This window comes from Amycolatopsis sp. NPDC005232 (genome assembly GCF_040607795.1).
GTDB lineage: Bacteria > Actinomycetota > Actinomycetes > Mycobacteriales > Pseudonocardiaceae > Amycolatopsis.
The window spans coordinates 208,406-233,436 of the sequence record NZ_JBEXHL010000006.1 but is presented as its reverse complement, the minus strand read 5'-3'; the positions used below and the strand labels follow the sequence as shown (position 1 = coordinate 233,436).

The 25,031-nt window shown below is 71.3% G+C and carries 24 protein-coding genes and 1 pseudogene; 8 read left to right on the top strand and 17 right to left on the bottom strand.

Annotation, left to right across the window (positions count from 1 at the left end; all coding sequences use genetic code 11):
- Window positions 1-68 precede the first annotated feature (68 nt).
- Window positions 69-530 (top strand): hypothetical protein, encoded by a 462-nt coding sequence (locus ABZU76_RS14475; protein WP_354868991.1) that lies wholly within the window; start codon window positions 69-71, stop codon window positions 528-530.
- Between the two features lie 8 nt (window positions 531-538).
- Here ABZU76_RS14475 and ABZU76_RS14470 read toward each other — a convergent pair whose 3' ends face one another.
- From ABZU76_RS14470 to ABZU76_RS14460, 3 genes are all read right to left on the bottom strand, one after another.
- On the bottom strand, window positions 539-1,768 hold the full coding sequence (locus tag ABZU76_RS14470; protein WP_354868989.1) for an AI-2E family transporter: 1,230 nt from the start codon (window positions 1,766-1,768) through the stop codon (window positions 539-541).
- Between the two features lie 309 nt (window positions 1,769-2,077).
- Window positions 2,078-2,560, bottom strand: a complete 483-nt coding sequence (locus tag ABZU76_RS14465; RefSeq protein WP_354868986.1) for an ATP-binding protein — start codon at window positions 2,558-2,560, stop codon at window positions 2,078-2,080.
- Window positions 2,561-2,682: 122 nt separating this feature from the next.
- Window positions 2,683-3,516, bottom strand: a complete 834-nt coding sequence (locus ABZU76_RS14460; RefSeq protein WP_354868984.1) for a helix-turn-helix transcriptional regulator — start codon at window positions 3,514-3,516, stop codon at window positions 2,683-2,685.
- A 219-nt stretch (window positions 3,517-3,735) separates the two neighbouring features.
- Here ABZU76_RS14460 and ABZU76_RS14455 point away from each other — a divergent pair, with 219 nt between their 5' ends.
- The gene (locus tag ABZU76_RS14455) at window positions 3,736-5,238 is read left to right on the top strand and encodes a GMC family oxidoreductase N-terminal domain-containing protein (protein ID WP_354868982.1); all 1,503 of its coding nucleotides are present in this window, start codon (window positions 3,736-3,738) and stop codon (window positions 5,236-5,238) included.
- A 102-nt stretch (window positions 5,239-5,340) separates the two neighbouring features.
- Here the strand turns inward: ABZU76_RS14455 and ABZU76_RS14450 are convergent, their stop codons facing one another.
- From ABZU76_RS14450 to ABZU76_RS14435, 4 genes are read right to left on the bottom strand one after another with little or no spacing between them, the layout of a single operon-like run.
- Complete coding sequence (locus ABZU76_RS14450) at window positions 5,341-6,948, bottom strand: AMP-binding protein (RefSeq protein WP_354868980.1); 1,608 nt, start codon at window positions 6,946-6,948, stop codon at window positions 5,341-5,343.
- A 22-nt stretch (window positions 6,949-6,970) separates the two neighbouring features.
- The gene (locus ABZU76_RS14445) at window positions 6,971-7,762 is read right to left on the bottom strand and encodes an Asp/Glu racemase (RefSeq protein WP_354868978.1); all 792 of its coding nucleotides are present in this window, start codon (window positions 7,760-7,762) and stop codon (window positions 6,971-6,973) included.
- Window positions 7,759-8,634: a fumarylacetoacetate hydrolase family protein gene (locus ABZU76_RS14440; RefSeq protein WP_354868976.1), complete on the bottom strand. Its 876-nt coding sequence runs from the start codon at window positions 8,632-8,634 to the stop codon at window positions 7,759-7,761. The genes ABZU76_RS14445 and ABZU76_RS14440 overlap by 4 nt, the downstream gene beginning before the upstream one ends.
- 31 nt (window positions 8,635-8,665) lie before the next feature.
- A complete protein-coding gene (locus ABZU76_RS14435) occupies window positions 8,666-9,784 on the bottom strand; it encodes a cupin domain-containing protein (RefSeq protein ID WP_354868974.1) in 1,119 nt (372 codons plus the stop codon).
- A 90-nt stretch (window positions 9,785-9,874) separates the two neighbouring features.
- Here ABZU76_RS14435 and ABZU76_RS14430 point away from each other — a divergent pair, with 90 nt between their 5' ends.
- The 3 genes from ABZU76_RS14430 to ABZU76_RS14420 are packed head-to-tail and all read left to right on the top strand — an operon-like array spanning window position 9,875 to window position 13,716.
- The gene (locus tag ABZU76_RS14430) at window positions 9,875-10,306 is read left to right on the top strand and encodes a thioesterase family protein (protein ID WP_354868971.1); all 432 of its coding nucleotides are present in this window, start codon (window positions 9,875-9,877) and stop codon (window positions 10,304-10,306) included.
- Window positions 10,306-12,669 (top strand): FAD-dependent monooxygenase, encoded by a 2,364-nt coding sequence (locus tag ABZU76_RS14425; RefSeq protein WP_354868969.1) that lies wholly within the window; start codon window positions 10,306-10,308, stop codon window positions 12,667-12,669. The genes ABZU76_RS14430 and ABZU76_RS14425 overlap by 1 nt, the downstream gene beginning before the upstream one ends.
- A gap of 3 nt (window positions 12,670-12,672) precedes the next feature.
- Window positions 12,673-13,716: a carbon-nitrogen hydrolase family protein gene (locus tag ABZU76_RS14420; RefSeq protein WP_354868966.1), complete on the top strand. Its 1,044-nt coding sequence runs from the start codon at window positions 12,673-12,675 to the stop codon at window positions 13,714-13,716.
- Here the strand turns inward: ABZU76_RS14420 and ABZU76_RS14415 are convergent.
- The 6 genes and pseudogenes from ABZU76_RS14415 to ABZU76_RS14390 all read right to left on the bottom strand — a co-directional run bounded on the left by ABZU76_RS14415 (window position 13,657) and on the right by ABZU76_RS14390 (window position 19,520).
- Window positions 13,657-14,976, bottom strand: a complete 1,320-nt coding sequence (locus tag ABZU76_RS14415; protein ID WP_354868963.1) for an MFS transporter — start codon at window positions 14,974-14,976, stop codon at window positions 13,657-13,659. The genes ABZU76_RS14420 and ABZU76_RS14415 overlap by 60 nt on opposite strands.
- Before the next feature lie 82 nt (window positions 14,977-15,058).
- Window positions 15,059-15,445 (bottom strand): cupin domain-containing protein, encoded by a 387-nt coding sequence (locus ABZU76_RS14410; RefSeq protein WP_354868961.1) that lies wholly within the window; start codon window positions 15,443-15,445, stop codon window positions 15,059-15,061.
- 379 nt (window positions 15,446-15,824) lie between these two features.
- Window positions 15,825-16,661 (bottom strand): annotated as a pseudogene (locus ABZU76_RS14405) (NAD(P)/FAD-dependent oxidoreductase); the annotation flags it as partial.
- Entirely contained in the window at window positions 16,658-16,855 is a 198-nt protein-coding gene (locus ABZU76_RS14400; protein WP_220242534.1) for a ferredoxin, read from the bottom strand. The gene ABZU76_RS14400 and the pseudogene ABZU76_RS14405, both read right to left, overlap by 4 nt.
- A gap of 192 nt (window positions 16,856-17,047) precedes the next feature.
- Window positions 17,048-17,836: an IclR family transcriptional regulator gene (locus tag ABZU76_RS14395; RefSeq protein WP_354868958.1), complete on the bottom strand. Its 789-nt coding sequence runs from the start codon at window positions 17,834-17,836 to the stop codon at window positions 17,048-17,050.
- Window positions 17,837-17,912: 76 nt separating this feature from the next.
- Window positions 17,913-19,520 carry an MFS transporter gene (locus ABZU76_RS14390; RefSeq protein ID WP_354868955.1) on the bottom strand — a complete coding sequence of 536 codons (1,608 nt, stop codon included), beginning with the start codon at window positions 19,518-19,520 and terminating at the stop codon, window positions 17,913-17,915.
- A 289-nt stretch (window positions 19,521-19,809) separates the two neighbouring features.
- On the opposite strand from ABZU76_RS14390, the gene ABZU76_RS14385 reads away from it, so the two are divergent.
- Window positions 19,810-21,099, top strand: coding sequence for an MFS transporter (locus tag ABZU76_RS14385; RefSeq protein WP_354868953.1), 1,290 nt, complete (start codon window positions 19,810-19,812; stop codon window positions 21,097-21,099).
- Window positions 21,096-21,521, top strand: a complete 426-nt coding sequence (locus ABZU76_RS14380; RefSeq protein WP_354868950.1) for a nuclear transport factor 2 family protein — start codon at window positions 21,096-21,098, stop codon at window positions 21,519-21,521. Before ABZU76_RS14385 ends, ABZU76_RS14380 begins: the two co-directional genes overlap by 4 nt.
- 4 nt (window positions 21,522-21,525) lie before the next feature.
- On the opposite strand, the gene ABZU76_RS14375 is transcribed toward ABZU76_RS14380, so the two are convergent.
- On the bottom strand, window positions 21,526-22,143 hold the full coding sequence (locus ABZU76_RS14375; RefSeq protein ID WP_354868947.1) for a hypothetical protein: 618 nt from the start codon (window positions 22,141-22,143) through the stop codon (window positions 21,526-21,528).
- A 65-nt stretch (window positions 22,144-22,208) separates the two neighbouring features.
- Here ABZU76_RS14375 and ABZU76_RS14370 point away from each other — a divergent pair, with 65 nt between their 5' ends.
- The gene (locus tag ABZU76_RS14370) at window positions 22,209-22,979 is read left to right on the top strand and encodes an IclR family transcriptional regulator C-terminal domain-containing protein (protein ID WP_354868945.1); all 771 of its coding nucleotides are present in this window, start codon (window positions 22,209-22,211) and stop codon (window positions 22,977-22,979) included.
- Here ABZU76_RS14370 and ABZU76_RS14365 read toward each other — a convergent pair.
- The 3 genes from ABZU76_RS14365 to ABZU76_RS14355 form a co-directional block, all read right to left on the bottom strand.
- Window positions 22,976-23,869, bottom strand: a complete 894-nt coding sequence (locus ABZU76_RS14365; RefSeq protein WP_354868943.1) for an amidohydrolase family protein — start codon at window positions 23,867-23,869, stop codon at window positions 22,976-22,978. The two genes, ABZU76_RS14370 and ABZU76_RS14365, sit on opposite strands and share 4 nt — an antisense overlap.
- Window positions 23,866-24,369, bottom strand: a complete 504-nt coding sequence (locus ABZU76_RS14360) for a carboxymuconolactone decarboxylase family protein (RefSeq protein ID WP_354868941.1) — start codon at window positions 24,367-24,369, stop codon at window positions 23,866-23,868. Before ABZU76_RS14360 ends, ABZU76_RS14365 begins: the two co-directional genes overlap by 4 nt.
- 118 nt (window positions 24,370-24,487) lie before the next feature.
- Window positions 24,488-24,910: a hypothetical protein gene (locus tag ABZU76_RS14355; protein ID WP_354868938.1), complete on the bottom strand. Its 423-nt coding sequence runs from the start codon at window positions 24,908-24,910 to the stop codon at window positions 24,488-24,490.
- Window positions 24,911-25,031: the final 121 nt, after the last annotated feature.

Below are 25,031 nucleotides of genomic sequence, written 5' to 3'. Positions count from 1 at the left end.
CCGGAGTCCGACGCTTTCCGCAAGCCCGGCACGGGCACGGATCCCGCGGACACGAGAGGACTCTCACCATGACCGACACGGGAGCACGAGCGCCGCACACCGAGGCCGGCGGAACCACCGGCCGCCACACGGACGCCCGGCCGACGGCGACCGGCTGGGCCGGCTGGGTCGCCTTCGCCGCGACCATGATGATGCTGCTGGGCGCGTTCCAGGTGATCGAAGGGCTCGTCGCACTGCTCAACACCCGCTACTTCGTGGTCGACGAGACGGGCCTCGTCGTCTCGGTCAACTACACCACGTGGGGCTGGGTGCACCTCGCGCTCGGCGCGCTGCTCATCCTCGTCGGCGTCGGCGTGTTCATGGGCAACCGCGCGGCGCAGATCACCGGCATCGTCCTCGCGGGCCTGAGCGCGATCGTCAACCTCGCGTTCCTGCCGGCGTACCCGCTGTGGTCGATCATCATCATCGCCGTCGACGTGCTCGTGATCTACGCGCTCGCGGTGCACGGCAAGGAGATGAAGAGCATCTGACGGGGCGGTCAGGCCGGTGCGGGCCCCGGTTCCCCGGGGTCCGCGCCGGTGTCCGCGCCGGTCTCCACTCGGGTTTTCCCCGATGCTTCGGTCTCCTCGGCCGCCTCTTCGCCAGGCGCCGGACCGTCGGGGCCCCTGGCGACCATGCGGATGAGCGCGTCGGCCGAGCCTGCCGTGGGGTCGATGTCCACGAACAGCGCCTTGATCAGCAGTGTCGCCGGCACGGCGAGGATCGCGCCCAGCGGGCCGAGCAGCCACGTCCAGAACACCAGGGAGAGCACGGTCACCAGCGTCGACAGCCCGACCGAACCGCCCACGAAGCGTGGCTGGATGAGCGACTGCACCACGAAGTTCAGCGCGCAGTAGACCGCGACGACGACGACCATCTTCTCCCAGCCGCCGTCGAGCAGGCCCAGCAGCGCCGGCGGGATCACGCCGACCACGAACCCCACGTTGGGGATGTAGTTGGTGACGAAGGCCAGCAGCGCCCACAGGATCGGCACGGGGATGCCGATGATCGCCAGCGCGGCCCCGTCGAGCACCGCCACGATGAAGCCGAACACTGTGGTCACGAGGATGTAGTTGCGGGTGCCCGCGGCGAAGCGGTGGAACGCGGCGGTGAGCCACGGCCGGTCGGTGTCGATGGCGTCCAGCCGCTTGTCGGCCCAGGTGGCCTCGGTGCTGAGGAACAGCAGCAGGGCCAGCAGGAACACGAGGTTGGTGAGCACGCCGCCGATGCCGGAGAGCAGAGAGCCGACGACGTTCGCGAGTTTGCCGAGATCCAGTGAAGAGACCATTTCCCGCAGCTGCTGCGGTCCCACGCCGAACTGGGCGAGCTTGTCGGTGGCGGACTGCAGGAGCTCGCTGGCCTTCGACGCGTAGGTCGGCAGCAACGTCGCGAGCTGCGCCAGCGACACGATCACCACGAACACCAGGCTCACGATCACCAGGTAGACCACCGTGACGAGCACGACCGTCGTGAGCCACCGCGGCCAGCCCTTGCGCCGCAGCCAGGTCTGCACGGGGCTCGCGGTGACGACGATGACCATCGCCAGGAACACGGGCCCGACGATGAACGCGATCGCCCGCAGGCCGGCGAGCGTGATGACCACCGACGCGGCGCCGACCATGATCACGAGCACCCGCGGCAGCATGCTTCCGGGCGGGAAAGTCGGCGCGACGGGCCCAGGGGCGGATCGCTTGCGCTTCGTGGCACCGGTTCGTCCGCGCAGCTTCACGAGACCACCTCACCCTCGTCCGGGTTGGGGTGCTGCGGCGGTGCCCCGCGTCGACGGGCGACGCCCCCGATGTCACTCCGGTGTGGCCGGACCTGCGCGGCGGCTCCGGCCGGTGGGTCCCGGGGATACGGTCACCGTGCGCACACGGCTCGCGCTTCACCCGTGCCGGATGAGACCTGAGCTGGCGTGGCGGGAGCGGCGGCGACGGGCTTGCGCGGGCGGGTTCGCGGGGCCGCGACGCGCGGGGCGGGCCGTGGACGCGACGTCACCCCGGCGGGCGAGTCAGTCCACAGGGGACAGACGCGGACCTCAGCCGGCCAGCTCGCCGGATCCGCCGCCGTCGGTGGTCTGGTCACCCGTCAGCCCGGGCCGGGGGCACCGGCCGAGGCACGGGATCTGCGCCCACACCGTCTTGCGCCCGAACTCGGTCTCGGGCAGCACGCCCCACGTCACCGACAGGCGGTCGACGAGCAGGAGCCCGCGGCCGCGCGGGCCGGGCAGGCGGGACAAGCCCATCGTCGGCTGCACGAGGTTGCGGTCGGCCACCTCGATTCGCACGGTGCACGGGCGCAGGCTGTGCCACAGCTGCAGGTGGCGCGGTCCGTCGCCGTGGTCGTGGGCGTTGGCCAGCAGTTCGGTGGCGACGAGGAGCACGTCGTCGCGGTGCTCGTCACCCAGCGTGCTCAGGTGCTCCGACACCCATCTGCGCATCGTCCGCACCGTCGCCGCCGTGGTGCCGTGCAGCGGCAGCACCCACGTGCCCGGACGGCCGGCACTTCGGACTCCGGTCAACGCCACCACCTCCCCGATCCGCGGTAAGCGCACTTCCTGTCGACTTACCCGATCGGGTCACGAATGAATCACCGGAAGTGGCCCGGTCACGGTCCGACCCCGGTCCACAGTGGACCCGAAGCTCAGCTCGCCGGCACGTTTTCCCTGGCCAGGAGCTCGTCGACTGCCTCCGCGGTACCCGTTCCAGGGCGGGGAACGAAGGTGAAAAGGTTCTGTCCGCCGGCGCCTTGGGAGGCCAGGTGCTCGACGTAGAAGTTCAGCTCGCCCGCGACCGGGTGGAACATCCGCTTCGTCGAACGTGGGGTCGCCTCCACGCGGTGGTCGGCCCACACGCGGCGGAACAGCGGGCTGGTCGCCGACAGTTCGGCCACCAGGCGCCGGGCACGCAGGTCCTCGGGGTCGCGGCCGACCGCGAGGCGCAGCATGCCGATCATCTCCTCGACGATGCCCTCCCAGTCGTCGTGGAGGGCACGGGCGGACTCGTCGCACAGCAGCCACCGCACGACCACGCGGTCGCGCGCGGGCATGCCGGGGAAGTCCGCGAACACCAGCCGCGCGATCCGGTTCGCGGCGAGCACCTCGGTGTAGCGGCCGAGCAGGATCGCGGGCACGCGGCCCAGCTCGTCGAGCAGGCCGCGCATGCCGGGCCCGACACCGCGCGCGACCTCGTCCGGCGGACCGCTGCGGCGCGCGGACAGGCGGCGCAGGTGGGAGTGTTCGGCCTCGTCGAGGCTGAACACGCGCGCCAGGGCGTCGAGGACTTCGTGCGAGGCCGTGAGCTGGCGGCCCTGCTCCAGGCGCGCGTAGTAGTCGGCGCTGAGCCCGGCCAGCGCCGCGACCTCCTCGCGGCGCAGCCCGGGCACGCGGCGGCGGGCCGTCGGCGGCAGGCCGACCTGGGCGACGTCGACGCGGGCGCGCCTCGACCTCAGGAACTCACCGAGCTCGGAGCTCCTCATCGCGGCCCGTCCTTTCGCCTGGTCACAGCCTACGTCGGCCGCGGCGCGGGGCCGTCGGTCGTGGACCGGCCGTACACGCGGAGCTGCCCCGGCCGGTCGCTCGTGTGACGCCGATCCTAGGAACGGCAAGTCCTGGCTGAGCCCTCATTCACCCGCCTGGGTCTGGCTTCATGGGCCGTGGGCACCCGGAGGTGTCCGTCGAGGAGGGACACCCAACAGATGAAGTACGACTACGTGGTCGTGGGCGGGGGCACGGCCGGTTCGGTCCTCGCCGCGCGGCTGAGCGAAGACGCGGCGACGACCGTCCTGCTGCTGGAGGCCGGTCCCGCGACCGGGCCGGACGTGATGGGGGTGCCGCCCGCGTGGCCGGCGCTGCTGGGCAGCTCAGTCGACTGGAACTTCCACACCGCCCCGCAGCCGGGCCTGCACGGCGTGGAGCTGCCGTACCCGCGCGGGCGCACGCTCGGCGGGTCGAGCTCGATCAACGCCATGGCGCACCTTCGCGGCCACCGCGCCGGCTACGACGCCTGGGGCGTCGACGGCTGGCGCTACGACGACCTGCTGCCCTACTTCCGCCGCAGCGAGACCGCGCGGCCCGGCAGCGACCCGAAGTACCGCGGCACCGACGGCCTCATGCGGGTCGGGCCGCCGCCCGTCCGGCACCCGCTGGCCCGCGCCGCGCTGGCCGCCGTGCGGGAGCGCGGGTTCCCCGAGTCGCCCGACCTCAACGGCGCCGAGCCGGAGGGCGCGACCTGGCTGGAGATGAACATCGTCGACGGCGCGCGCCAGTCGGCCGCCGACGCCTACCTGCGCCCGGTGCTGAACCGGCCGAACCTGACCGTGGTGGCCGGCGCGCTCGTGACCCGGCTCGTGCTCGCGGGCAGCCACTGCACCGGCGTCGAGTACCGCGTCGGCGACTCCCCGGCCTCCGCCGAGGCCGAGCGGTCCGTGGTGCTGGCCGCCGGCGCGATCGGGTCGCCGCACCTGCTGATGCTCTCGGGCATCGGCGACCCGGCCACGCTGGAGCAGGCCGGGGTCACGCCGCGGGTCGCGCTGCCGGGCGTCGGCCGGAACCTGCAGGACCACCCGCTGACCGGCATCGTGTACTCGAACGCCCGCCCCCTGCCCGACGGCGCCAACAACCACAGCGACCTCGTCGCCGCCGTGCGCAGCAGCGCCGACCTCGAAGCGCCCGACGTGCAGCTGCTGTTCCTGGACATCCCGTACTTCCGGCCGCCCTTGTCCGGCCCGGCGACCGGGTTCACCATCGGCTTCAGCTACCTGTACCCGCATTCCCGCGGCTCGGTCACGCTCGCGTCGGCCGACCCTGCCGTCGCGCCCGTCGTGGACCCCGCGCTGCTGGACGACCCGCGCGACCTCGCCGGCATGCTGGCCGGCCTGCGCCTCGCCCGGCACGTCGGCACCGCCCCGGCGTTGGATTCTTGGCGCGACAAGGAAGTCCTGCCCGGCCCGGCCGCCATGAACCCCGCTGCGGAAGAGGACTTCCTGCGCCAGAGCACTGGCAGCTACTTCCACGCCTGCGGTACCTGCGCACTGGGCACTGTGGTGGACCCCGCGCTGAACGTCCACGGCGTCACCGGCCTCCGCATCGCCGACGCGTCCGTCCTCCCCGCCCTGATCGGCGCGAACACCAACGCGACGGTGCTGGCGGTGGCCGAACGGGCGGCGGATGTGCTGCTGGGCCGGGACCCTGCGCGGTAATACCCGGCCCCCTCGCTCGGTGACTGCCAGCGTCGGTGATCACCGAGCGGGGGGGCCAGCTCGCGGACCGGCCGCGCTGCCGGCCATGTCCACGAGCCGCCGCTACCGGTTCCGGGCCGCCACCAGCTCCCTGAGCCGGTAGTGCTGGATCTTCCCGCTCGGGGTTTTCGGCAGCTCCGTCACGAAGTCGATCGCGCGCGGGTACTTGTACGGTGCGATCGCCTGTTTGACGAAAGCCTGCAGAGCGGCGGCGTCCTCGGCGGCGCCGGGTCGCAAGTGGACGAAGGCGTGCACGATGGTGCCGCGGGCAGGGTCCGGGGCGGCGACCACGGCGGCCTCCAGCACGTCCGGGTGGGACAGCAGGGCCTGTTCCACCTCGGGGCCCGCGACGTTGTAGCCGGAGGAGACGATCATGTCGTCGTTGCGGGCCTGGTACCAAAAGTAGCCGTCGGTGTCGCGGAGGTACGTGTCGCCGGTGAGGTTCCAGCCGTTGTCGACATAGTTCTTCTGGCGGCTGTCGGCGAGGTAGCGGCAGCCGGTGGGCCCTTTCACGGCGAGGCGGCCGGGCGTGCCGTCGGGGACGGGCCGGCCGGCGTCGTCCAGGACGGTGGCTTCGAAGCCGGGGACGGCGCGGCCCGTGGAGCCCGGGCGGATGTCGTCGTCAGCCGCCGACACGAAGATGTGGAGCATCTCCGTGCCGCCGATGCCGTTGATGATCTTGATTCCAGTGGCGGCGTGAAAATCCTCCCACGTGGACACGGGCAGGTGTTCGCCCGCGGACACGCAGCGTCGGAGTTTTGACAGCGCCGCCGCTTTGCCCGAAGACAGCAGGGCCTTGTACGCGGTGGGGGCGGTGAAGAGCACCGTGACGTGGTGGCGTTCGACCGCGTCGGCGAGTTCGTCCGGGGACGCTTTTTCCAGCAGCAGCGTCGACGCGCCGAAGCGGAGGGGGAACAGGACCAGGCCGCCGAGGCCGAAGGTGAAGCCGATCGGCGGGGTGCCGGTGAAAACGTCGTCCGGGACGGGCTTGAGGACGTGCCGGGCGAAGGTGTCCGTGGCGGCCAGGACGTCGCGGTGGAAGTGCATGGTGGCTTTGGGTTTGCCGGTGGTGCCGGACGTCGGGGCGAGCAGGGCTACGTCGTCGGCAGCAGTGTCCACGGCAGTGAACGCTTCCCGCACGCCGCTCGCCCGAGCCAGCAGATCGCCAGGACCGTCGGCACCGTAAGTGAGCACCGGCAGGGAGACGTCCGCGAGATCGGCGGCGAAGCGGTGGTCGGTGACGATCAGGCGAGGCCGCGTGAGCTCCACGAGGTCGTCGATCTCACGGGCCCGCAGCAGCGGCATCGTCGTGACGGGCACCGCGCCCGCCTTCAGCACCGCGAACCACGCCGCGACCAGCCACGGGTTGTTCGGCCCGCGCAGCAGCACGCGATTGCCGGGCACCACCCCGAAGTCCCGCACGAGCACGTGGGCGACCTGGTCGCTGCGCCGGTCGAGGTCGGCGTAACTCCAGGTCTCCGTGTCCGTGCGCAGGCACGGCCGGTCCGGGCCGAAGCGGTCGATGCTCCCGTGCAGGAGCTCGACGGCGCAGTTCAGCCTCGGCAGGTAGGCGAGCTCCGGCAGCGTGAACCGGAACTCGGGCTGGTCCGCCGGAGCGGGGAGGTTGTCGCGGCAGAACGAGTCGACGTGGGCCGATGGGGTGAGCTCCATCTGCGGCCTTCCTGGGAGTCCGTCAGCCGACGGCGGGCGGGACGGGATAAGGGGATTCGGCGTAGCGGCCGGACAGCAACGCGCCGGCACCGGGCGCGACGGCGGGCAGGCCGAGCGCGCGCATCATCTGGTGGGCGGTGGCGATCGACGCCGAGAGCACGGGTTTGCCGAGCTCGTTCTCGACGATGTCGATCGACGCGAGTGAGGGCATCTGCACGCACGCGGACAGCACCACGGCGTCGGCGCCTTCGTGCTCGAGATCGCGCGCCAGCGACACGAGCTTGCGCGGGTCGTGGGCGGCGACCTCGAGGTTGTCGGGGATCTCCAGCGCGGTGTAGTCGGTCACCTCGACGCCCTCGTAGCGGATGTAGTCCACGACGGTCTCGGTCAATGGCTTGAGGTACGGGCAGATCACGGCGATCGACTTCGCGCCCAGCACGTCGAGCGCGTTCACCAGAGCCCCCGCGCTCGTGACGACCGGGGCCGGCGCGTCGTTCTCCACGGTGATCCGCGCGAGCGTCGACTCCGACGTGCGGTGGTAACCGTGGCCCAGGCTCATGATGGCGACGAGACACGCGTACCCGAGCACATCGACGTGCGCGTCCGAAAGCTCGGCCGCGCACCGGCCGGAGTCGGCGTCCATCGCCGCGAGCTCTTCCTTGCGCACGTGTTTCATCCGCATGCGGCTGGAGTGGAACGTGAACCGCTCCGGCGCGACGGTTTCGCGCGCGCGGAAGATCGCCGGGATCTCGGTCTCCATCGTGACGTTGGAGCTCGGCACGATCTGGCCGATGCGGTAGGTCCGCGCGGTCATCGGGCGTCCACCACGGGGTTGCGCAGCGTGCCGATGTCCTGAATAGACGCTTCCACGACGTCGCCGGGCTCGAGGAACTGCTGCGGGGTGAAGCTCGCGCCCACCCCCGCCGGGGAACCGGTCGCGATCACGTCGCCCGGCTCCAGCGTCATGCCGGAACTGATGTCGGCGATCAGCTCGGCGATGCGGAACAGCATGTACTTCGTGCTCGACTTCTGTTTCACGTCCCCGTTCACGCGCAGCGACAGCTCCAGCGCATAGGGGTCGGCCACGTCGTCCGCGGTCCGGATCGCCGGGCCGAACGGCGCGTAGGAGTCCTGGCCCTTGGAGAAGAACCACTGCCCCGAACGCCGCTGGTCGCGCGCGCTGATGTCGTTGACGATGCTGTAGCCGAAGACGTGGTCCATCGCATCCTCTTTCGACACGCGCTTCGCCGTTTTCCCGATCACGACGGCGAGCTCGCACTCCCAGTCCAGCTGCGCGGTGAGGTCACCGTCGTGCCGGATGGGCTCCCCCGGACCGACGACGGCGGTGGCCGGCTTGCTGAACAGCACCGGGCGCTGTGGCAGCTCTTTGTCGGTGTCGAGTGTCCGCGCGGACTCCGCGACGTGCTCGGTGTAATTGAGGCCGACGCCCACGATCTTGCCCGGCCGCAGGGGCGCGCACAGGGTCACCGTCTCCAGTGGACTCCGCACGGGGGAATCCACGAGGGACTCCAGCGCCGCCGTGCCGGCGTGGATCACGTCGAGCATCGACGCGGGGGCGGTGGTTCCGCGGTCGGTCGCCGCGGCCCGGACGTCGACGATGTCGGTGCCGTCCTGAATCCCGAGCCGGTCCTGGCCGTCGGGACCGGCGAACGTGACGAGCAGCATGGAAGAACTCCGTTCGAAGTGGACAGTGAGCTCAGGCGAGCGACTGGTGACCGTCGTTGTCCGAATAGGCTTCTTCGCGGAAGAAGCCGAGCGAACGCATCACCGGGAAGTCGTTGAACGAGAACAGGCACGCGTCGTCGGAGCGGCTGGCGTTGGCGTGCTCGTGCCACGCCCACGACGGGACGCAGAAGATGTCGCCTTCGGACCAGTCGATCCGCTTGCCCGCGACGATCGAGGTGCCGCTGCCCTTGGCCGCGGTGTAGATCTTCGACCCGACCTGGCGGTGGGCAAGTGTGGACTCGCCGGCGCGCAGCAGCTGCATGTGCGCGCTCATGGTCGGCATCACCGAACCGCCGGTGAGCGGGTTGCTGTACTCCATGATGATGCCGTCGTACGGCGAACCGTCGCTCGCCTTCGCCGCGTTGAGCAGCGCTTCGTACGTCTGTTCCCACGGGTAGGCCAGCAGCGGTGAGTGGTTCTTGTGCCACGTGTCACCGAAGGGACGCAGCTGCCCGGCACCGTAGGTCAGCAGTGAGGAGTTCACGATCCCGTCCTGCTTCTGGTAGACGTCCGGGTGCACCTCGTAGAACGGCGCGTCGAGCGCGTTGACCAGCGGGATGTCGAGGCCGTCCTGCCAGATGACCGGGCCGTCGACGCCTTCGAGGCCCTCGTTGCCGTGCTCGTGCCAGGTCCAGTTCGGCGTGATGGCGAAGTCGCGCGGGCCGACCTTGAGCTTCTGCCCGTCGACGACCGTCCACGCGCCGGTGCCCTCCAGCACGAACCGCAGCGCGGCGGCCTGGTGCCGGTGCGCCGTCATCGACTCGCCAGGACCCATCACCTGCAGGCCGGTATAGAGGAGTCCCACCGTGGCCGCGATGTCGCGCCGCAGCGGGTTGTAGAGCGCCACCACGCGGCGGCCGGCGTCGTCACCACTGACCAGGTTGAGCGCTTCCAGCACCAGCGGGCGCAGCTGCTCGTAGCTCCACTTGATCGGCACGGACTGCGGCTGCGGGTACCACGGCTCGATCTTGTTCGCGATCGTCCACAGTGCACCGGCGTCGAGTTGCTCCAGCTTCTCGTAGTACGCCCGCAGATCTTCGTTGTCCGTCACCCGTGCGCGGCCCAGCTGGTCATCGCTGTGTGTGGTCATCGCGCCTTCCCGTCCGTATGTCGTTTTCTTGACGACAGTCATAGTTCAGCTATACCGTTCGTGATGTCAAGGGCGCCAGGAGGAAAACTCATGCCGACATCCCCTTCCGCGGGTTCTCCCCCGCTCGCCGGTCTCGAGACCGCGATCGAGCGGCGGGTCGAATGGCACGACACCGATGCGTCGGGCCATCAGCACAACTCCGTGGTCCTGCGCTGGGCCGAAGAGGCCGAAGCAGACCTGTTGCGGGGAAAGGACCTCGCGTGGCTGTTCGGCCGCACCCCCCGCGTACGCCACGAGGTGAACTACCGGGGCCGGCTGTGGTTCGGCGACCCGGTGCGCATCACGTTCCGCGTTGTGCAACTCGGGCGTACGTCACTCACGTTCGCCTTCGAGGTCCACGGCCCGAACGGGATCGCCGCCGACGGTTCCGTCGTCGTGGTCCACGCCGAACCCGACAAGCCGGCCGCCACGCCGTGGCCCGACGCCGCGCGGACCGCGCTCGAGAAGGAGGTGCCGGCGTGATGAGGATCGCCATCGTGGGCGGTGGGCCCGGCGGGCTCTACTTCGCCGCGCTCGCCAAGCAGCTCGACCCGAGCCGCGAGGTCACCGTCTGGGAACGCAACGCCGCCGACGACACGTTCGGCTTCGGCGTCGTCTTCTCCGACGAGACACTCGAAGGCATCACCAACGCCGACCCCACCGTGTTCTCCTCGATGGAGCGGGAGTTCGCCCGGTGGAGTGACATCGACGTGCAGTACCGCGGCACCACGCAGACTTCGAGCGGCCACGGCTTCGCCGCCATCGCGCGCAAACGCTTGCTGGAGATCCTGCAGCGGCGCTGCCACGACCTCGGCGTCGACGTCCGGTTCCGCACCAAGGCACCCGACGTCGAGCAGCTCACCGCCGAGTACGACCTCGTGATCGCGGCCGACGGCGTGAACTCCGCCATCCGCAAACGCTTCGAGCAGGTCTTCCGCCCCTCGCTCGACGTGCGCCAGTGCCACTACATGTGGCTGGCCACCGACCGCGTGCTGGAGGCGTTCACGTTCCTGGTCGAGGAGACCGAGTTCGGCCCGGTGCAGGTGCACGCCTACCCCTTCAGCGCCGACCGCAGCACGTTCATCGTCGAGCTGAACGACCAGACCTGGCGCGCCGCCGGGTTCACCGACGGCACCTTCGGCCCGGGCGTCAGCGACACAGCGAGCGTCGAGCGCTGCCGCGAGCTGCTGCGCGGTTTCCTCGGCGACGCGGAACTGCTCACCAACAACTCGAAGTGGCTGCGCTTCAGCACCGTGCGCAACGAGACGTGGCGCCACGGCAACGTCGTGCTGCTCGGCGACGCCGCCCACACCGCGCACTTCTCCATCGGCTCGGGCACCAAGCTGGCCATGGAGGACGCGCTGGCCCTCGCCGCCGCGCTGGAGGCCACGCCCGGCGACCTCACCGCGGCGCTGGAGCACTACGAGACCGAACGGCGACCCGTCGTCGAGTCCACGCAGCGCGCGGCGCAGGCAAGCCTCGAGTGGTTCGAGACGATCGACCACGTCGTGGGCCAGGAGCCGCAGCAGTTCGCGTTCAACCTCCTCACGCGCAGCCGCCGTGTCACCTACGACAACCTGAGCCTGCGCGACCCCGCCTACATCCGCTCCGTCGACCGCTGGTTCAGCACCTACAGCCCCGGCGGCCGCGACGACGGCACGCCCCCACTGTTCCAGCCGCTCGTCCTGGCGGGCCGGCACCTGCGCAACCGCATCGTCGCCGCGCCGATCGCGACGTACAGCGCGGTCGACGGGATCCCCGGCGAAGCCGAACTACTGCATCTTTCGGGCAAAGCCCTCGGCGGCGCCGGGCTGGTGCTCACCGGGATGACCGCCGTGACCGCGCACGGCCGCGTCACCCCCGCGTGCCCCGGCCTGTACACCGACGAGCAGGCCACGGCATGGCGCCGCATCACCAACGCCGTGCACGCGCACACCGGCGCCCTGATCGGCGTGCAGCTCAGCCACTCCGGGCGCAAGGGCTCCACGACCGTGCCCGACGCGGCACCTCTGGGCCCAGCGCTGGCCGCCAACGGCTGGCGGACCGTCGCCCCCTCGGCCCTCGCGTACGGCGACCTGTCCGTGCCGCACGAGCTCACGGAAGCCGAGCTGCAGGCGTTGATCGAGGACTTCGCCGCGGCCGCGCGCCGGGCCGACGAGGCGGGCTTCGACGTCCTCGAACTGCAGGCCGGACACGGGTTCCTGCTCTCGACGTTCCTGTCGCCGCTCACGAACCACCGCACCGACGGCTACGGCGGGACCCTGGAGAACCGCCTGCGCTTCCCGCTCGCCGTCGTGGCCGCGGTGCGCGCCGTCTGGCCGCACTACAAGCCGCTGCTCGTGCGGCTCTCGGCCGTCGACTGGGCCGAGGGCGGCACGACGATCGAGGACAGCGTGCGGATCGCCGCCGCGCTGGCCGAACGCGGGGTGGACGCGATCGACGTGTCGAGCGGCGAGGTCGTCGCACACGAACAGCCGGCGTACGGCCGCAGCTACCAGACGCCGTTCGCCGAACGGATCCGCGCCGACGTCGGCGTCCCGACGATCGCCGTCGGCGGCATCTCCACCTGCGACGACGCGAACTCGATCGTGCTCGCCGGCCGCGCGGACCTCATCGGGATCGGCCGGGCGCAGCTGCACGACCCGTCGTGGGCGCTGCACGCGGCGGCCGAGCTCGGTTACTCCGGGCCCGGCGCGTATTGGCCGCCCATCCAGGCCGGCGGCGAGGCCAAACCGCCCACCGGTGGCCGCGCCCGGCCATTGCTCACCCTCCGCGCGGACGAACCCTCGCCGGCCCGTTCGCGCTGGACCCCCGTACCCGCCGGAACCCCGAACAGGAGCCTCTGAGCCGTGGAAGACTTCCCCCGCTTCACCGCCGCCGCCGTGCAGGCCGCGCCCGTGTACCTCGACACCGCCGCGACGGTCGCCAAGGCCGTCTCGCTCATCACCGAAGCCGCTTCGCACGGCGCCTCCCTCATCGCGTTCCCCGAGGTCTTCGTGCCCGGCTACCCGTACTGGAACTGGACGATGAACCCGGTGCAGGGTTCGCCGTGGTACGAGCGCCTCTACCGCACCGCCATCGACATCCCCGGCCCGCACCTCGACGCCCTGCGCGCGGCCGCCGCAGCGACGAAGACCACGGTGGTCATCGGCGTCAACGAACGCAGCCGCCACAGCCTCGGGCTGATCTACAACAGCGTCGTCACCATCGGCCCCGACGGTTCGGTCCTCAACGTCCACCGCAAGCTCGTGCCGACGTGGGCCGAGAAACTCACCTGGGGCGGCGGCGACGGCAGCACCGTGCGCGTGCTCGACTCCGCCGTCGGCCCGCTCGGCGCGCTGGCGTGCGGCGAGAACACGAACACGCTCGCGCGGTTCTCCCTGCTGGCGCAAGGGGAACTGGTCCACGTCGCCAGCTACATCTCCCTGCCCGTCGCGCCCGCGGACTACGACATGGCCCAGGCGATCGCCGTCCGCAGCGCCGCGCACGCCTTCGAAGGCAAGCTGTTCTCCGTGGTCGCCTGCTCCACCATCACCGACGAGATGATCGAGATCGCCGCCGGCGACGACGCGGGCATCGCCGAGCTCATGCGCCGCCCGAACAGCGCGCTCTCCGGCATCTTCGGCCCCGACGGCAACCCCGTCGTCGAACCACTCATCGACGAAGAGGGCATCGTCTACGCCGAAATCGACCTGGCTCGCTGCATCCAGCCCAAGCAGATGCACGACATCGTCGGTTCCTACAACCGCTTCGACGTCTTCCAGCTGCACCACGACACCACGCCGCGCCGGCCGGTCGTGTTCGGAGACCGGCCGGGCGGCGAGGGGTTCGCCTCAGCGGGACCCGTCCTCGGCCCCTGGGACCCGGACGAGAGCGCGGCGCGCAGCGCGTGAGCCGGCCGGCCGGTCCGGCGCGAACCACACCGCGACGAAGGAGATCCCGCAGACGGCGATCGCGTACAGCGCGATGGAGCCCGACCAGTTCGTGCCGGCCAGCAGAGCGGTCGCGATGATCGGGGCGAACGCACCGCCGAGCACGGAGCCGATCTGGTAGCCGAGTGAGATGCCGGTGTAGCGGACGCGTTCGCCGAACAGCTCGGCGAACAGGGCGGGCGCCGGGCCGTAGGTCATCGCGAAGAACACCTGGCCGACCACGAGCCCGACCCCGACGAGCACGGGTGAGCCCGTCTCGACGAGCCGGATGAGCGGGAACGCCCACAGCGCGAAGAGAACCGCGCCGGCCAGGAAGATCCGCCGCCGGCCGACCACGTCGGACCACGCCACCAACGCCGGCATCGCGACCACGCACACGACGGCCGAGACCAGCACCGCGATGAGAACGGTGCCGCGCGGCTGGTGCAGGTGGTCGGTGGCGTAGGAGACGAGGTACACCGCCAGCAGGTAGTAGCTGGTGCCACCGACCATCGTCGCGCCGGCCGCGAGCACGATCTGGCGCGGGTAGCGGCGCAGGAGCTCGACCAGTGGCGCGCGGCCGCCGCCGCGGGGTGCGGCGGGCGCGTGCTCCGCGACCCGGCTCTGCGCGTACAACGCGACCCCGACGAGGAGAACGCTGAGCAGGAAGGGAATCCGCCAGCCCCAGGTGAGGAAGGCGTCCTCGGGCAACGCCGTGGAGGCCACGAGGAACACGACGTTCGCGAGGATCAACGCGATCGGCACACCGAGCTGCGCGAAACTGCCGTAGAACCCGCGCCGGCCCGGCGGCGCGTTCTCGGTCACGAGCAGCACGGCGCCGCCCCACTGACCGCCGAGCGCGAGGCCCTGCACCAGCCGGAGCACCACGAGAAGAACCGGTGCGGCCGCGCCGATCGACGCGTACGGCGGCACGAGCCCGACCGCGGTGGTGGCGAGCCCCATGATGAGCATCGCCGTGACGAGAGCGGGTTTGCGGCCGACGCGGTCGCCGAAGTGGCCGAACAGCGCGGCGCCCACGGGCCGGACGACGAAGCCGACCGCGAAGGTGCTGAACGCGAGGAGGGTGCCGGCGAGCGGATCACTCGCCGGGAAGAACAGTTTGCCGAACACGAGCGCGGTCGCCGAGGCGTAGACGAAGAAGTCGTACCACTCGATGGCGGAGCCGGCGAGGCTGACGAGGACGGATCTGCGCAGCGTGGAAGCCGCGGCGGTGCGGGACATGGACACTCCGGTGGGTCGCATGGGCGCAACGGGGACGGGGAAACGAGGGGCACCCGGCCGAGGCCGGGTGCCCGGTCGCGAATCAGCTTTCGAGCTCCTTGACCGGCTCGGTGCCGGCGACGTAGGGCGGGTCGTAGATCACGACGAACTCGAGGTCCACGTCGCCGGTGTTGGAGAACCCGTGCGGTAGCCCGGCGGGGATCTTCACCACGCTGCCCGGTTCCACATCCCAGCTGTCCTTGCCGATGCGGACCGAACCGGTGCCGGCGGTGACGTAGAAGGCGTGGTTGTACGGGTCGCGGTGCAGTTTCGACTTCCCGCCCGGCCCGATCTTCGAGAGCTGGACACTGTAGACGGACGTGTAGTCGTCGTCGACCACGCTTTCGCTGAACTGGAACCCGATGCCGGGGAACCCGGGCTTCTCGAGGCGGTGCCAGGCGATGTCGCTCGGGTTGAGGACGTAGTTCACGGCGGCTCCTTTCACTGGGTCTTCGCAGACAGGTGCTGGAGTTCTTCACAGAGTTCGGCGAATGGCTTCCCGGCCGCCAGGGCGCGCCGGCAGCCGACGAGTGCTTTCGGCCAGTTGACGACCACGGCGCCGGCCGGCCGACGGCGCCGAAAACGATCGCGAACGCGTCGCCGGAGCGTTCGAACAGCCGGGTTTCGGTACCGGCCCGGGGATCGCCGACGAGCTGAACCTTCCAGTCGTACTGGTCGGTCCAGACGTATTCGCCGGGTTCGTGCGCGCGGGGATCACCAGGGTGCACGAGGGTGTGCGCGACGCACGCGGCCTGTTCGACCGCGTTGGTCCAGTGCTCGAACCGCACCGCGCGGCCGTGGCGGGCGGTCTGCCAGCGGGAGACGTCGCCGACCGCGAACACGTGCGGCGCGGCGCTGCCGAACGGGTCGCAGACGACGCCGTCGTCGACCTTCAGCCCGGTGCCGGTCACCCACGCGTCGTCCGGCACGGCGCCGATGCCGACGACCACGGTGGCGGCGTCCACTTCGGACCCGTCGTCGAGCCGGATCCGCAACCGGCCGCGTATCCGCTCCACAGTCGCGACGCGGGCGCCGAGCCGCACCCGCACTCCGTGCCGCCGGTGCAGGTCCGCGAGCCGGTCGCCGAACACTTCCGGCACCGCGCGGGACAGCAACGCCGGGGTGGCGTCGAGCACGGTCACGTCGGAAAGGCCGAGCCGGTTCGCGGTGGCCGCGACCTCCGAGCCGATGAAGCCGCCACCGATCACGACCACCGGGCCGCCGCGGCCGAGGCCTTCCCGCAGCGCCCGGGCGTCTGCGGCCGTGCGCAGCGAGTGGACGCCTTCGAGGTGCTCCCAGCCGGTGGGCCGCGCGCTCGCGCCGGTGGCGATCACCAGGTCGTCGAAGCCGAGGGCCGACCCGTCGGCCAGGTGCACGCGGGCACCGGGCAGGTCGAGCCGGGTCGCGGCCTGACCGAGCTCGAGCTCGATCTCCGCGTCAGCCGCTTCGCGTTCGGTGAGCAGCCGGACGTCGTCGAGCTCGGCCAAGCCGGCGAGCACCCCCTTGGACAGCGGCGGTTTGTCGTACGGGAGCTCGTTTTCCCGGCCGACCAGCACGACGCGGCCCTCGTAGCCGTGCGACCGCAGCGCCTGGGCCACGCGCACCCCGGCGACGGACCCACCGACGACGACCGTGCGCGGCCTCATGCCCCGTCCACCGCCAGCGCCGCCTCTGGGCACCGGCGCGCGACCTCGCCGACGCGCCCGACCTCGTCCGGCCCGATGGCCTCGCGCAGCAGGGTGACGACGCCGTCGTCGTCGATGTCGAACACGTCGTCGGCGCCGGCCACGCAGTTGGCCCAGCCCCGGCACTTCCCCCGATCCGCGTGAACAATGGCCATCCCGTCCTCCTCTTCTATGTCGCCTCCGTGACGACCGCAATAGAAAGAGTAGTCTTCTGCACAGCAGAATGACAACACCCGACGTCGGCCCTCCCTCGGTCAGGTGAGGCCTGCCGGCCGCGCCCAGGGCGCGAAAAAACGGCGGCGACCTGGGCATTTCACCCAGGTCACCGCCGTTCGGAAAGACGGGGCTCAGCTGTGCAGGAGCGGCGTCGCCTCCCGCACGATCGCCTGGAGCGCCGTCGCGACGACGAGCTGCTGCGACTCGGGCATGCGGCTCGCGGGCACGGCGACGTTGAACGAGATCCGACCGGCCCCCACCGTCACCGGGAAGGCGACCGCCACCGACGACACCCCGGCCTCGCTCTCCTCGGCGCTGGTGGCGTAGCCGAGCTCGCGCACCCGCCCGAGCTCGGCTTCGAGGTCACCACGGGTGCGGATGCTGCGGTCGGTGAGCCCGCTGATCCGCTCGTCCGGGTAGAGCACCCGCAGCTGGTCGGTGCTGAGGCCGGCCAGCATCGCCTTGCCCGACGACGTCGAGCTCGCCGGCAGCGAGCTGCCCAGCCGCGACGCGACCCGGACCGCTTGCGGGCTCTCGATCGCGTCGACGAACCGCACGCTCGTGCCGTCGAGCACGCCGAGGTGCACGGTCTCGCGCAGCTCGGCGTTGAGCCGTTCGAGGTAGGGCCGCAGCACCTGGCGGAAGTCGAACCGCTCGAGGATCGAGAACGCCACGCCGGTCAGCGCCGTACCCGGCTCGTAGGCCTTCGTGGCCGGGTTCTGCCGCACGAACCCGCGGTAGAGCAGCATCGCCATCAGCCGGTGCGCCGTGGACGAGGCGACGCCGAGGTACTCGCTCACCTCCGCCAGCCGCACCTCCGACCGCTCGCCGAACAGCAGCAGCAGCTTGAGCGCGTTGTCGACGGATTCGATCGGGTACTGCGGCGGGTTGACGCCCGCCACGCCCTCGCTTCTGCTCATGCGGAGGACTGTATTCCGCTCGGCGCGGGCGCCGCGAATCTCCCGGTTGTCCGGGTGTCGAAGGACTCTCCGGACGTCAGCTCGCCAGCAGGTGCCGGGTCGACGGCGGTTCCAGCGAGAGCTCCGCGGCCTCGCGGTAGAGACCGGCGTCCTGGCCGGTGATGCGTTCGTGGTGCTGGCGCAGGTGTTCGGCCCAGGTCGCGACCTCGAAGACCTCGACGTAGCGGTCCGGCACGCTGAGATCGCGATAGGCGCTCCACCGGCGCGCGCCCGTGCGCTGCCGCGAGACCCCGACGCGCGCGAGCGAGGCCAGGAATTCGGCCGAGCGTTCGACCGGGACGTGGTAGGAGACCTCGACCAGCACCGGCCCCGCCGTGGCGTCGAGGGCTTCCTCGTCACCGGTGAGCACGGCGATCTCGGGTTCCGGCCACGGCGTGACGATCGTGCGGTCCAGCTCGCCGGTGCGCGCGTGGATCGGGAGCACGAACAGCGACGCCGCGCCCAGCACGAGCAGCACGCCGGAGATGGCCAGCGTCGTCGCCGCGCCCGCCGCGGCGGCGACCAGCCCCCAGATGAGGGCGCCGACACCCTGACCGCCCAGGAAGATCATCAGGTACACCGCCAGCGCCCGCGCGCGGACCCAGCCGGGCAGCGCGAGCTGCAGCGTGGTGTTCAAAGTGGACAGTCCAGCCAGCCAGCCGGCGCCGCCCGGCACGAGCAGGACCGCGACCACCACCGCGCTCGGCAGCAGCGCGGCGGCGAACACCCCGACCGCGTACGCGATGGTGGCGGCCCCCAGCAGCGTGTTGCGGCCGAACCTCGCGCGCATCGGTCGCATCAGCACGGCGCCGCCCACCGCCCCGAGGCCGAGGGCGCCGAGCAGTACGCCGTAGCCGCCGGAACCGAGACCGAGCCGGTCAGCGGCCACGACCGGCAGCAGCCCCCACAACGCCGACGCGGGCAGCACGAACACCAAGGCGCGCACCAGGATCCGGCGGACACCGGGCGCGTACCGCACATACCGGATTCCCGCGCGCAAGGCGGGCACCAGCGGTTCCGCCGGGCCGGGCGACTCAGTGGTGGTGCGCCGCCACATCAGCACCGCCGCCAGGATCAGCAGGTCCGACACGGCGTTGATGCCGAACACCACCGCCGGCCCCGTCAGCGCCAGCACGAACCCGGCGAGCGCCGGCCCGATCGCGCGCGCGATGTTGACGTTGAGACTGCCCAGCGCCGCCGCCGACGGCAGTTCCTCGCGCGGCACCAGTTCGGGCTGGATCGCCTGCCAGGCCGGGCTCATCAGCGCCTGGCACTCGCCGAGCAGCAGCGTGATCGTGATCAGCGTCGCCGGTGTCACGAGGCCCTGGCTGCTCAGCACCGCCAGGATCCCCGTGATCACGACCATCACCGCCGTGAGCACTGCGATGATCCGCCGCCGGTCGAGCACGTCGGCCAGCACGCCCGCCGGCAACGACACGAACAGCACGGGGATCAAGCTCGCGGCTTGCACGATCGAGGTCAGCGTGGCGGCGTCGGGCTGGTGCACGACCGTCCACTGCGCACCGACCGACTGCATCCAGCTGCCGACGTTCGAGCCCAGCTGCGCGAACCACAGCGCACGGAACACGTGCCGGCGCAGCGGCGCCCACGAGGAGGACGCGGAGGCAGACGGTGCGGCCGACAACGGCGACTCCTCGAGCCGGGCGCGCGGACCGGATGTCTGTGCGCGGGGTGATCCTACGGCGCCGGCCCCGGCACGGCGGCCGTCCGCCGTGGTCGTGAGAACCGGCGACGGGGCCGGCTCGCGTTCCGGGATTGACATCACGGTGACCGTGTCCCACTATCTCTTCGTCGGACACAATGTTCGTCAGACGTCCATGTGTTCGTCGGTCGCACACTCTTCGGTCCGCAGCACCTCTCCCCGTGGCCGGAGACGCCGGCCGTGGTCCCGTCAGCGCGGAAGGGAACCCACCTTGAGAACTCTGAGAACCGGGCGCGTGCTCGTCTACCTGCTGCTTCTGGGTGCGGTCACGGTCAACTACGTCGACCGCGTCATCCTCTCCGTGGCCGCGAAGCCCATCTCACAAGAGCTCGGGCTCTCGGCGCCGGAACTGGGCCTGCTGCTTTCGGCTTTCCTGTGGAGCTACCTGGTCTTCGTGCTGCCGTGGGGAATCCTCACCGACAAGATCGGCACCAAACCGTCGACGGTTTCCGGGCTGGCACTGTGGACGGTCGCGACGCTCCTGACCGGGGTGTCGGGCGGGTTCGGGTCGCTGTTCGCCTTCCGGCTCGTCATGGGCGTGGGCGAGGCGTCGACGTACCCGGCCGGCGCGGCCGCCATCCGCGAGTGGATCCCGACCCGCGAGCGCGGGCTGGCCACCACCGTGTTCAACGCCGGCGGGTACGCCGGCCCCGCGATCGGCTCGGTCGTCGTCGGGTTCCTGGTCGGCCAGTTCGGCTGGCGAAGCGGGTTCTACTTCGGCGCGATCCTCGGCGTGCTCGTGCTGCTGGCGTGGATCTTCGTCTACAAGCGACCCGAGCAGGCCCGCTTCATCGGCGAGGCCGAGCGCACGAAGATCCTCACCGAACGCGGCGACCCGGACCGGCCCGGTCACGGCGGTTCGTCCCTCCGCACGTTGCTGCGCTCGCGCACGATGTGGGGGATGTTCGTGGCGCAGGGCTGCGCCGTGTACACCGTCTACATGTTCCTGACCTGGCTGCCGAGCTACCTGCAGGCGACCCACGGGCTCACCGTCCTGAAGTCCGGCCTCTACACCGCCGTGCCCTACGCCGTGGCCGTGCCCGGGACCATGTTCGTCGGCTGGCTCAGCGACCGCCTGCTGCGCGGCCGTCCCGCCGGTTCGGGCCGCCGCCGCGTGATGGTCACCGTGACGATGCTGGTCTCCTCGTGCATCCTGCTCACGCCGTTCGTCACCAACGCCGCGGTGATCCTGGCGCTGTTCTCCTTGTCGCTCACCAGCATCGGCAGCGCCGTGGGCCTCAACATCGCGCTGCTCAACGACTTGCTCGCCGACCCGGCGGACACCGGGCGAGCCAACGGGATCCTCATGGTCGGCGGCAACGGGTTCGGCGTGCTCGCGCCCATCGCGACCGGCTACGTGATCGCGTGGTCCGGCGGCTACGGCACGGCGTTCGTCGTCGCCGGCGTGCTCCTCGTCGTCGGCGCCGTGCTGACCATGACGATGACGCGCACCCCGATCGCGGCCCGCCGGGCCGTCACGAACGAGCTGGTGGCCCCATGACCGACGCGACGGCCAAGGACGACATCCGCGAACTGCTGGCCACCTACTGCTTCCTGCTCGACGGCTACGAACTCGCGGAGTTCTCCCGCCTGTTCACCGAAACCGGCACCTGGGAGTCGCGCAACGGCACGGCCACCGGGCCCGCCGCCGTCGAAGAGCTCATGAGCGCCCTCGTGCCGCCGCCCGGACCCGGCACGCGGCGCAAACACCTCACGACGAACATCGTCATCCGGTTCGACGGCGACGATCGCGCCGCGGTGCGGTCGAACTTCCTCGTCGTGCGCGACACGAGCGCGGGCCCGGCGATCGCGGTGGCCGGCACCTACACCGACCGCGTGGTCAGGACCGGAGCCGGCTGGCTGTTCGAACACCGGAAGCTCGCGCACGACATCACCGGCGAGTCCGGCCTGAATCCGACGTGACCGGTCAGCGGGCGGTGTTGTGGTAACGGAAGACCCGCCGCTCCCGCGCCGTCACCGTCGCCATCACGCGGTCGCGCCACGGGGTACCGGTCGCATGCCGGTACCCCGGCTCGTCGAACAGCTCCACGCCGGAGATCTCGTGCAGCGCCAGCAGATCCGGCCCCGCTCCCTCGACGCGCCGATAGCGCCGGATACGGTGCCAGCCCGGCAGCTCCAGCAGCAGTGGCACGTGCTCTTCGCGGTACCACTCGGCCAGCGCCGCCTCGTCGCCGGTCAGCGCGACCGCGACGAGCACCGGTGCCGGGCCGGTCCGTTCGCCGTACTCGGCGGTCAGCTCGTACACGCGCCGGTCGAGCGTCTCGAGGCGTTCGACCACCGACTGCTCGCGCGCGCTGCGCCGGCGCACGGCGGCGTACTCCGGGGTCGCCAGCGCGGCGAGGTCGAGCTCGTACCACGCCAGCCATGACGGCGTGGCGCCGTCGATCGCCCGGTACCGGTAGCCGCTGCGGACACCGGGCACGGCGACCCGCGCCGGCGCGTGCTCACCGTCGTACCAGTCGTGGAACTCGTCCTCGCCGACCGCACCCGGTTCGGAAAGCACGTAGAGCAGCCCGTCCGTCATCCGTCACTCCTCGCCCTCGCTCGGGTACCGTTCTCGTCAGGCAGCAACCAGGGAAAGGGACGGCAGTGTCGAGAGAAGACCCCGACGTCATCGACTCGGTGGAGAAGGCGTTCCGGTTGCTGCAGGTCTTTTCCGCCGAGCGCGCCGCGATGACCGTCAGCGACGCCGCCGCGGCCACGGGGTTCACCCGCGCCACGGCCCGCCGCATCCTGCTCACGCTGGAGCGCCTGGGGTTCGCCGAGGCCGACGACCGCCACTTCCGCCTCACCGCCCGGGTACTGCGCCTGGGCTACGGCTACCTCGCCGCCCTGCCGTTCTGGGAGCACGCCCAGCCGCACATGCGCGCGCTGGCCGACGAGCTGCGGGAGTCGTGCTCGATGGCCACCTTGGACGGTCCCGAAATCGTGTACGTGGCCCGGGTCCCGGCGTCGCGGTCGATGTCCATCACGCTCAATGTCGGCTCGCGCCTGCCCGCCTACCCCACGTCGATGGGCCGGGTCCTGCTCGCGGCACTGCCCGAGGCGGACCTGCGGTCCTATCTGGACAATGTGCACCTGGAAAAACTCACGCGCCACACCATCACCGACCCCGCGCGGCTGCGGGCCGAGCTGCACGAGGTCGCCGAAGCCGGTTTCGCCGTGGTCGACGGGGAACGGGAAGAAGGCGTGCGCTCGGCGGCCGCGCCCGTGCGCGGAGCGGGCGGACGGACGCTGGCCGCGCTCAACGTGTCGGTCAACGCGGCCCGCGTGTCGCAGGCCGAGCTGCGCAAGCGGTTCGTGCCCCGGCTGCTGGAAACGGCCGACGCGATCACCAAGGACATCGAGGGCCTGCACTAGACCTCCGGCGAGCCGGCGTCCGGGAAGTCGAAGCACTCCGCGGGATTCGTCACGAGCAGCCGTTCGCGGGCGGCCGCGTCCGGCGCGATCTCGGCGATCAGGTCGACGAGATCGCCGTCGTCGGGAACGAAGCCGGTGGTGTTGGGGTGCGGGAAGTCCGTGCCCCACACGACGCGGTCCGGCGCCCGCGTGGCCAGGAGCCGGGCCAGTGCGGCGGAATCCGCGAGGCTCGGCGGCGCGGTCGCGATGCGGTCCGTGCCGCTCAGCTTGACCCACACGGTCCCGGTCGCCAGCAGGTCCAGCAATGCCCGCACAGCCGCGCTGTCGAGACCCTCGCGCAGGTCGACCCGCGCGAGGTGGTCGATCACCACCCGCACCCCCAGCGACCGCACCAGGTCCGCGTGCTCGGCGATGCCGGCACCGGCCACGTGCAACGCGAGGTGCCAGCCGTGGGGCCCGACGAGCTCGAGAACGCGATCGATCTCGTCGCGCGCCGGTGCCGGGCCGAGGTGCGGGGTGAAGTTCAGGCGCGCGCCGCGGACCCCCGCCTCGTGCAGCCGCTTCACCTCCGCTACGGACGTGTCCGGCCGGATCAGCGCCACACCGCGGTAGCGGCCGCCGGAGGTCTCCAGCGCGTCGAGCAGCGCGGCGTGGTCGGTGCCGTGGCACGCGGGCTGCACGAGCACCGCGCGGTCGATCCCGAGCAGCCGGTGCAGCGCCCGCAGGTCTTCCTTCGGCGACTCCGGCGGCGTGTAGGACCGGCCCTCGGCGTACGGGAACTTCGCCGTCGGGCCGAAGACGTGGCAGTGCGCGTCACAACTGTTGGCTGGCAACGGGATCCGCGGCGCGTGCGGGTGAGGGTGCGGGCCCGGGTTGTGCGGGTCCGTCACTGGCCGACCTCCAGCGCGACCAGGAACCGCGACACGAGGTTGTACGCGCCCACGGTCACCGTCAGCTCGACGATCTCCTGCTCCGCGAAGTGCTTCTGCAGAGCCAGGAACACCTCGTCCGGCACGGCGACCTGCTTCGTCATCGCGTCGGTGTAGGCCACCACGGCCAGCTGCCGCTCGTCCAGGAGGCTCGGGTCGGCGCCCTCGCGCAAAGCCTCGATCTCCTCGGCCGGCAGACCGGCCTCCGCGGCGACGAGGGCGTGGGCGGTCCACTCGTACTCGGCGCCGTTGAGCTCGGCGACCCGCAGGATCGCCAGCTCCCGCACCGTCGCGGGGAGGACGCCCTGTTTGCGGATCGCGCCGAGCAGGCTGTTCCAGCCGTCGGCGAAAGGCGGGCTGTGCAACAGCATGCGATCGAGCGGGGTCAGGCGCCCCCCACGGCGCGCGCGGATGCGGTCGGCGACTTCGCCGCTCTCGTCCGCGTAGTCCAGCCTGGCCATGTGCGATCTCCTTGTGTTCGTCAGACGTACACTTGAACGTCTGACGAACGAGTATGGCCAGTGCCGAGGGGACCGGTCAACCCGCGAAGGCCGCACCGGGACGAGATCGACGCCACGTTCACCGCGCCTGGAGCGGTCCACTGAACGATTTGCGCAGGCTCGGCGGCCCGACAACCCGCAGGAGCGTCGCGAGGATCTTGCCCTTCGGTGTCGACGGGGTGCGGGTGAGTTCGACGTCGACGCGGGTGCCTTCGCCGGCCGGCTGCAGCCGGAAGACCCAGCCGCCGCCGGGGCCGAAGAGCTTGGAGTCGAGTGTGGTGGCGGTGACGCTCGCGGCGTCCCATTCGTAGCGCGCGCGTTCCCACGCCGCGCTGGTCCCTTCCGTCACTTCGGCCCAGGTGGCGCCGAGGGCGTGGACCTCGAAGTGCTCGGCGTCGATCGAGGGCCAGTGCTCGGCGCGGGCGGGGCCGAAGTCGGTGAGCACGGCGAGCGCGGCGGCCGGGGTGAGGGCGGAGTCGAGGTGGAAGCGTATGACGGGCACGGCGTTTCCCTTCGGAAGTGGTGGCGTCATCGTCGCCGCGGAACCGGCCTCGTCACCCCAGGGTGAGACACGGGTCGGCACCCGGGCCAGGGTGCACCCCAGGGTGTCTCCCTGGCTCCAC

What these genes read in the sequence shown, in the direction of transcription:
- ABZU76_RS14400 (WP_220242534.1), bottom strand. Translation starts at nt 16,855, where the DNA reads ATGGCCATTGTTCACGCGGATCGGGGGAAGTGCCGGGGCTGGGCCAAC.
- ABZU76_RS14425 (WP_354868969.1), top strand. Translation starts at nt 10,306, where the DNA reads ATGAGGATCGCCATCGTGGGCGGTGGGCCCGGCGGGCTCTACTTCGCC.
- ABZU76_RS14475 (WP_354868991.1), top strand. Translation starts at nt 69, where the DNA reads ATGACCGACACGGGAGCACGAGCGCCGCACACCGAGGCCGGCGGAACC.
- ABZU76_RS14450 (WP_354868980.1), bottom strand. Translation starts at nt 6,948, where the DNA reads ATGGAGCTCACCCCATCGGCCCACGTCGACTCGTTCTGCCGCGACAAC.
- ABZU76_RS14440 (WP_354868976.1), bottom strand. Translation starts at nt 8,634, where the DNA reads ATGCTGCTCGTCACGTTCGCCGGTCCCGACGGCCAGGACCGGCTCGGG.
- ABZU76_RS14415 (WP_354868963.1), bottom strand. Translation starts at nt 14,976, where the DNA reads ATGTCCCGCACCGCCGCGGCTTCCACGCTGCGCAGATCCGTCCTCGTC.
- ABZU76_RS14395 (WP_354868958.1), bottom strand. Translation starts at nt 17,836, where the DNA reads ATGAGCAGAAGCGAGGGCGTGGCGGGCGTCAACCCGCCGCAGTACCCG.
- ABZU76_RS14455 (WP_354868982.1), top strand. Translation starts at nt 3,736, where the DNA reads ATGAAGTACGACTACGTGGTCGTGGGCGGGGGCACGGCCGGTTCGGTC.
- ABZU76_RS14380 (WP_354868950.1), top strand. Translation starts at nt 21,096, where the DNA reads ATGACCGACGCGACGGCCAAGGACGACATCCGCGAACTGCTGGCCACC.
- ABZU76_RS14430 (WP_354868971.1), top strand. Translation starts at nt 9,875, where the DNA reads ATGCCGACATCCCCTTCCGCGGGTTCTCCCCCGCTCGCCGGTCTCGAG.
- ABZU76_RS14460 (WP_354868984.1), bottom strand. Translation starts at nt 3,516, where the DNA reads ATGAGGAGCTCCGAGCTCGGTGAGTTCCTGAGGTCGAGGCGCGCCCGC.
- ABZU76_RS14435 (WP_354868974.1), bottom strand. Translation starts at nt 9,784, where the DNA reads ATGACCACACACAGCGATGACCAGCTGGGCCGCGCACGGGTGACGGAC.
- ABZU76_RS14375 (WP_354868947.1), bottom strand. Translation starts at nt 22,143, where the DNA reads ATGACGGACGGGCTGCTCTACGTGCTTTCCGAACCGGGTGCGGTCGGC.
- ABZU76_RS14360 (WP_354868941.1), bottom strand. Translation starts at nt 24,369, where the DNA reads ATGGCCAGGCTGGACTACGCGGACGAGAGCGGCGAAGTCGCCGACCGC.
- ABZU76_RS14445 (WP_354868978.1), bottom strand. Translation starts at nt 7,762, where the DNA reads ATGACCGCGCGGACCTACCGCATCGGCCAGATCGTGCCGAGCTCCAAC.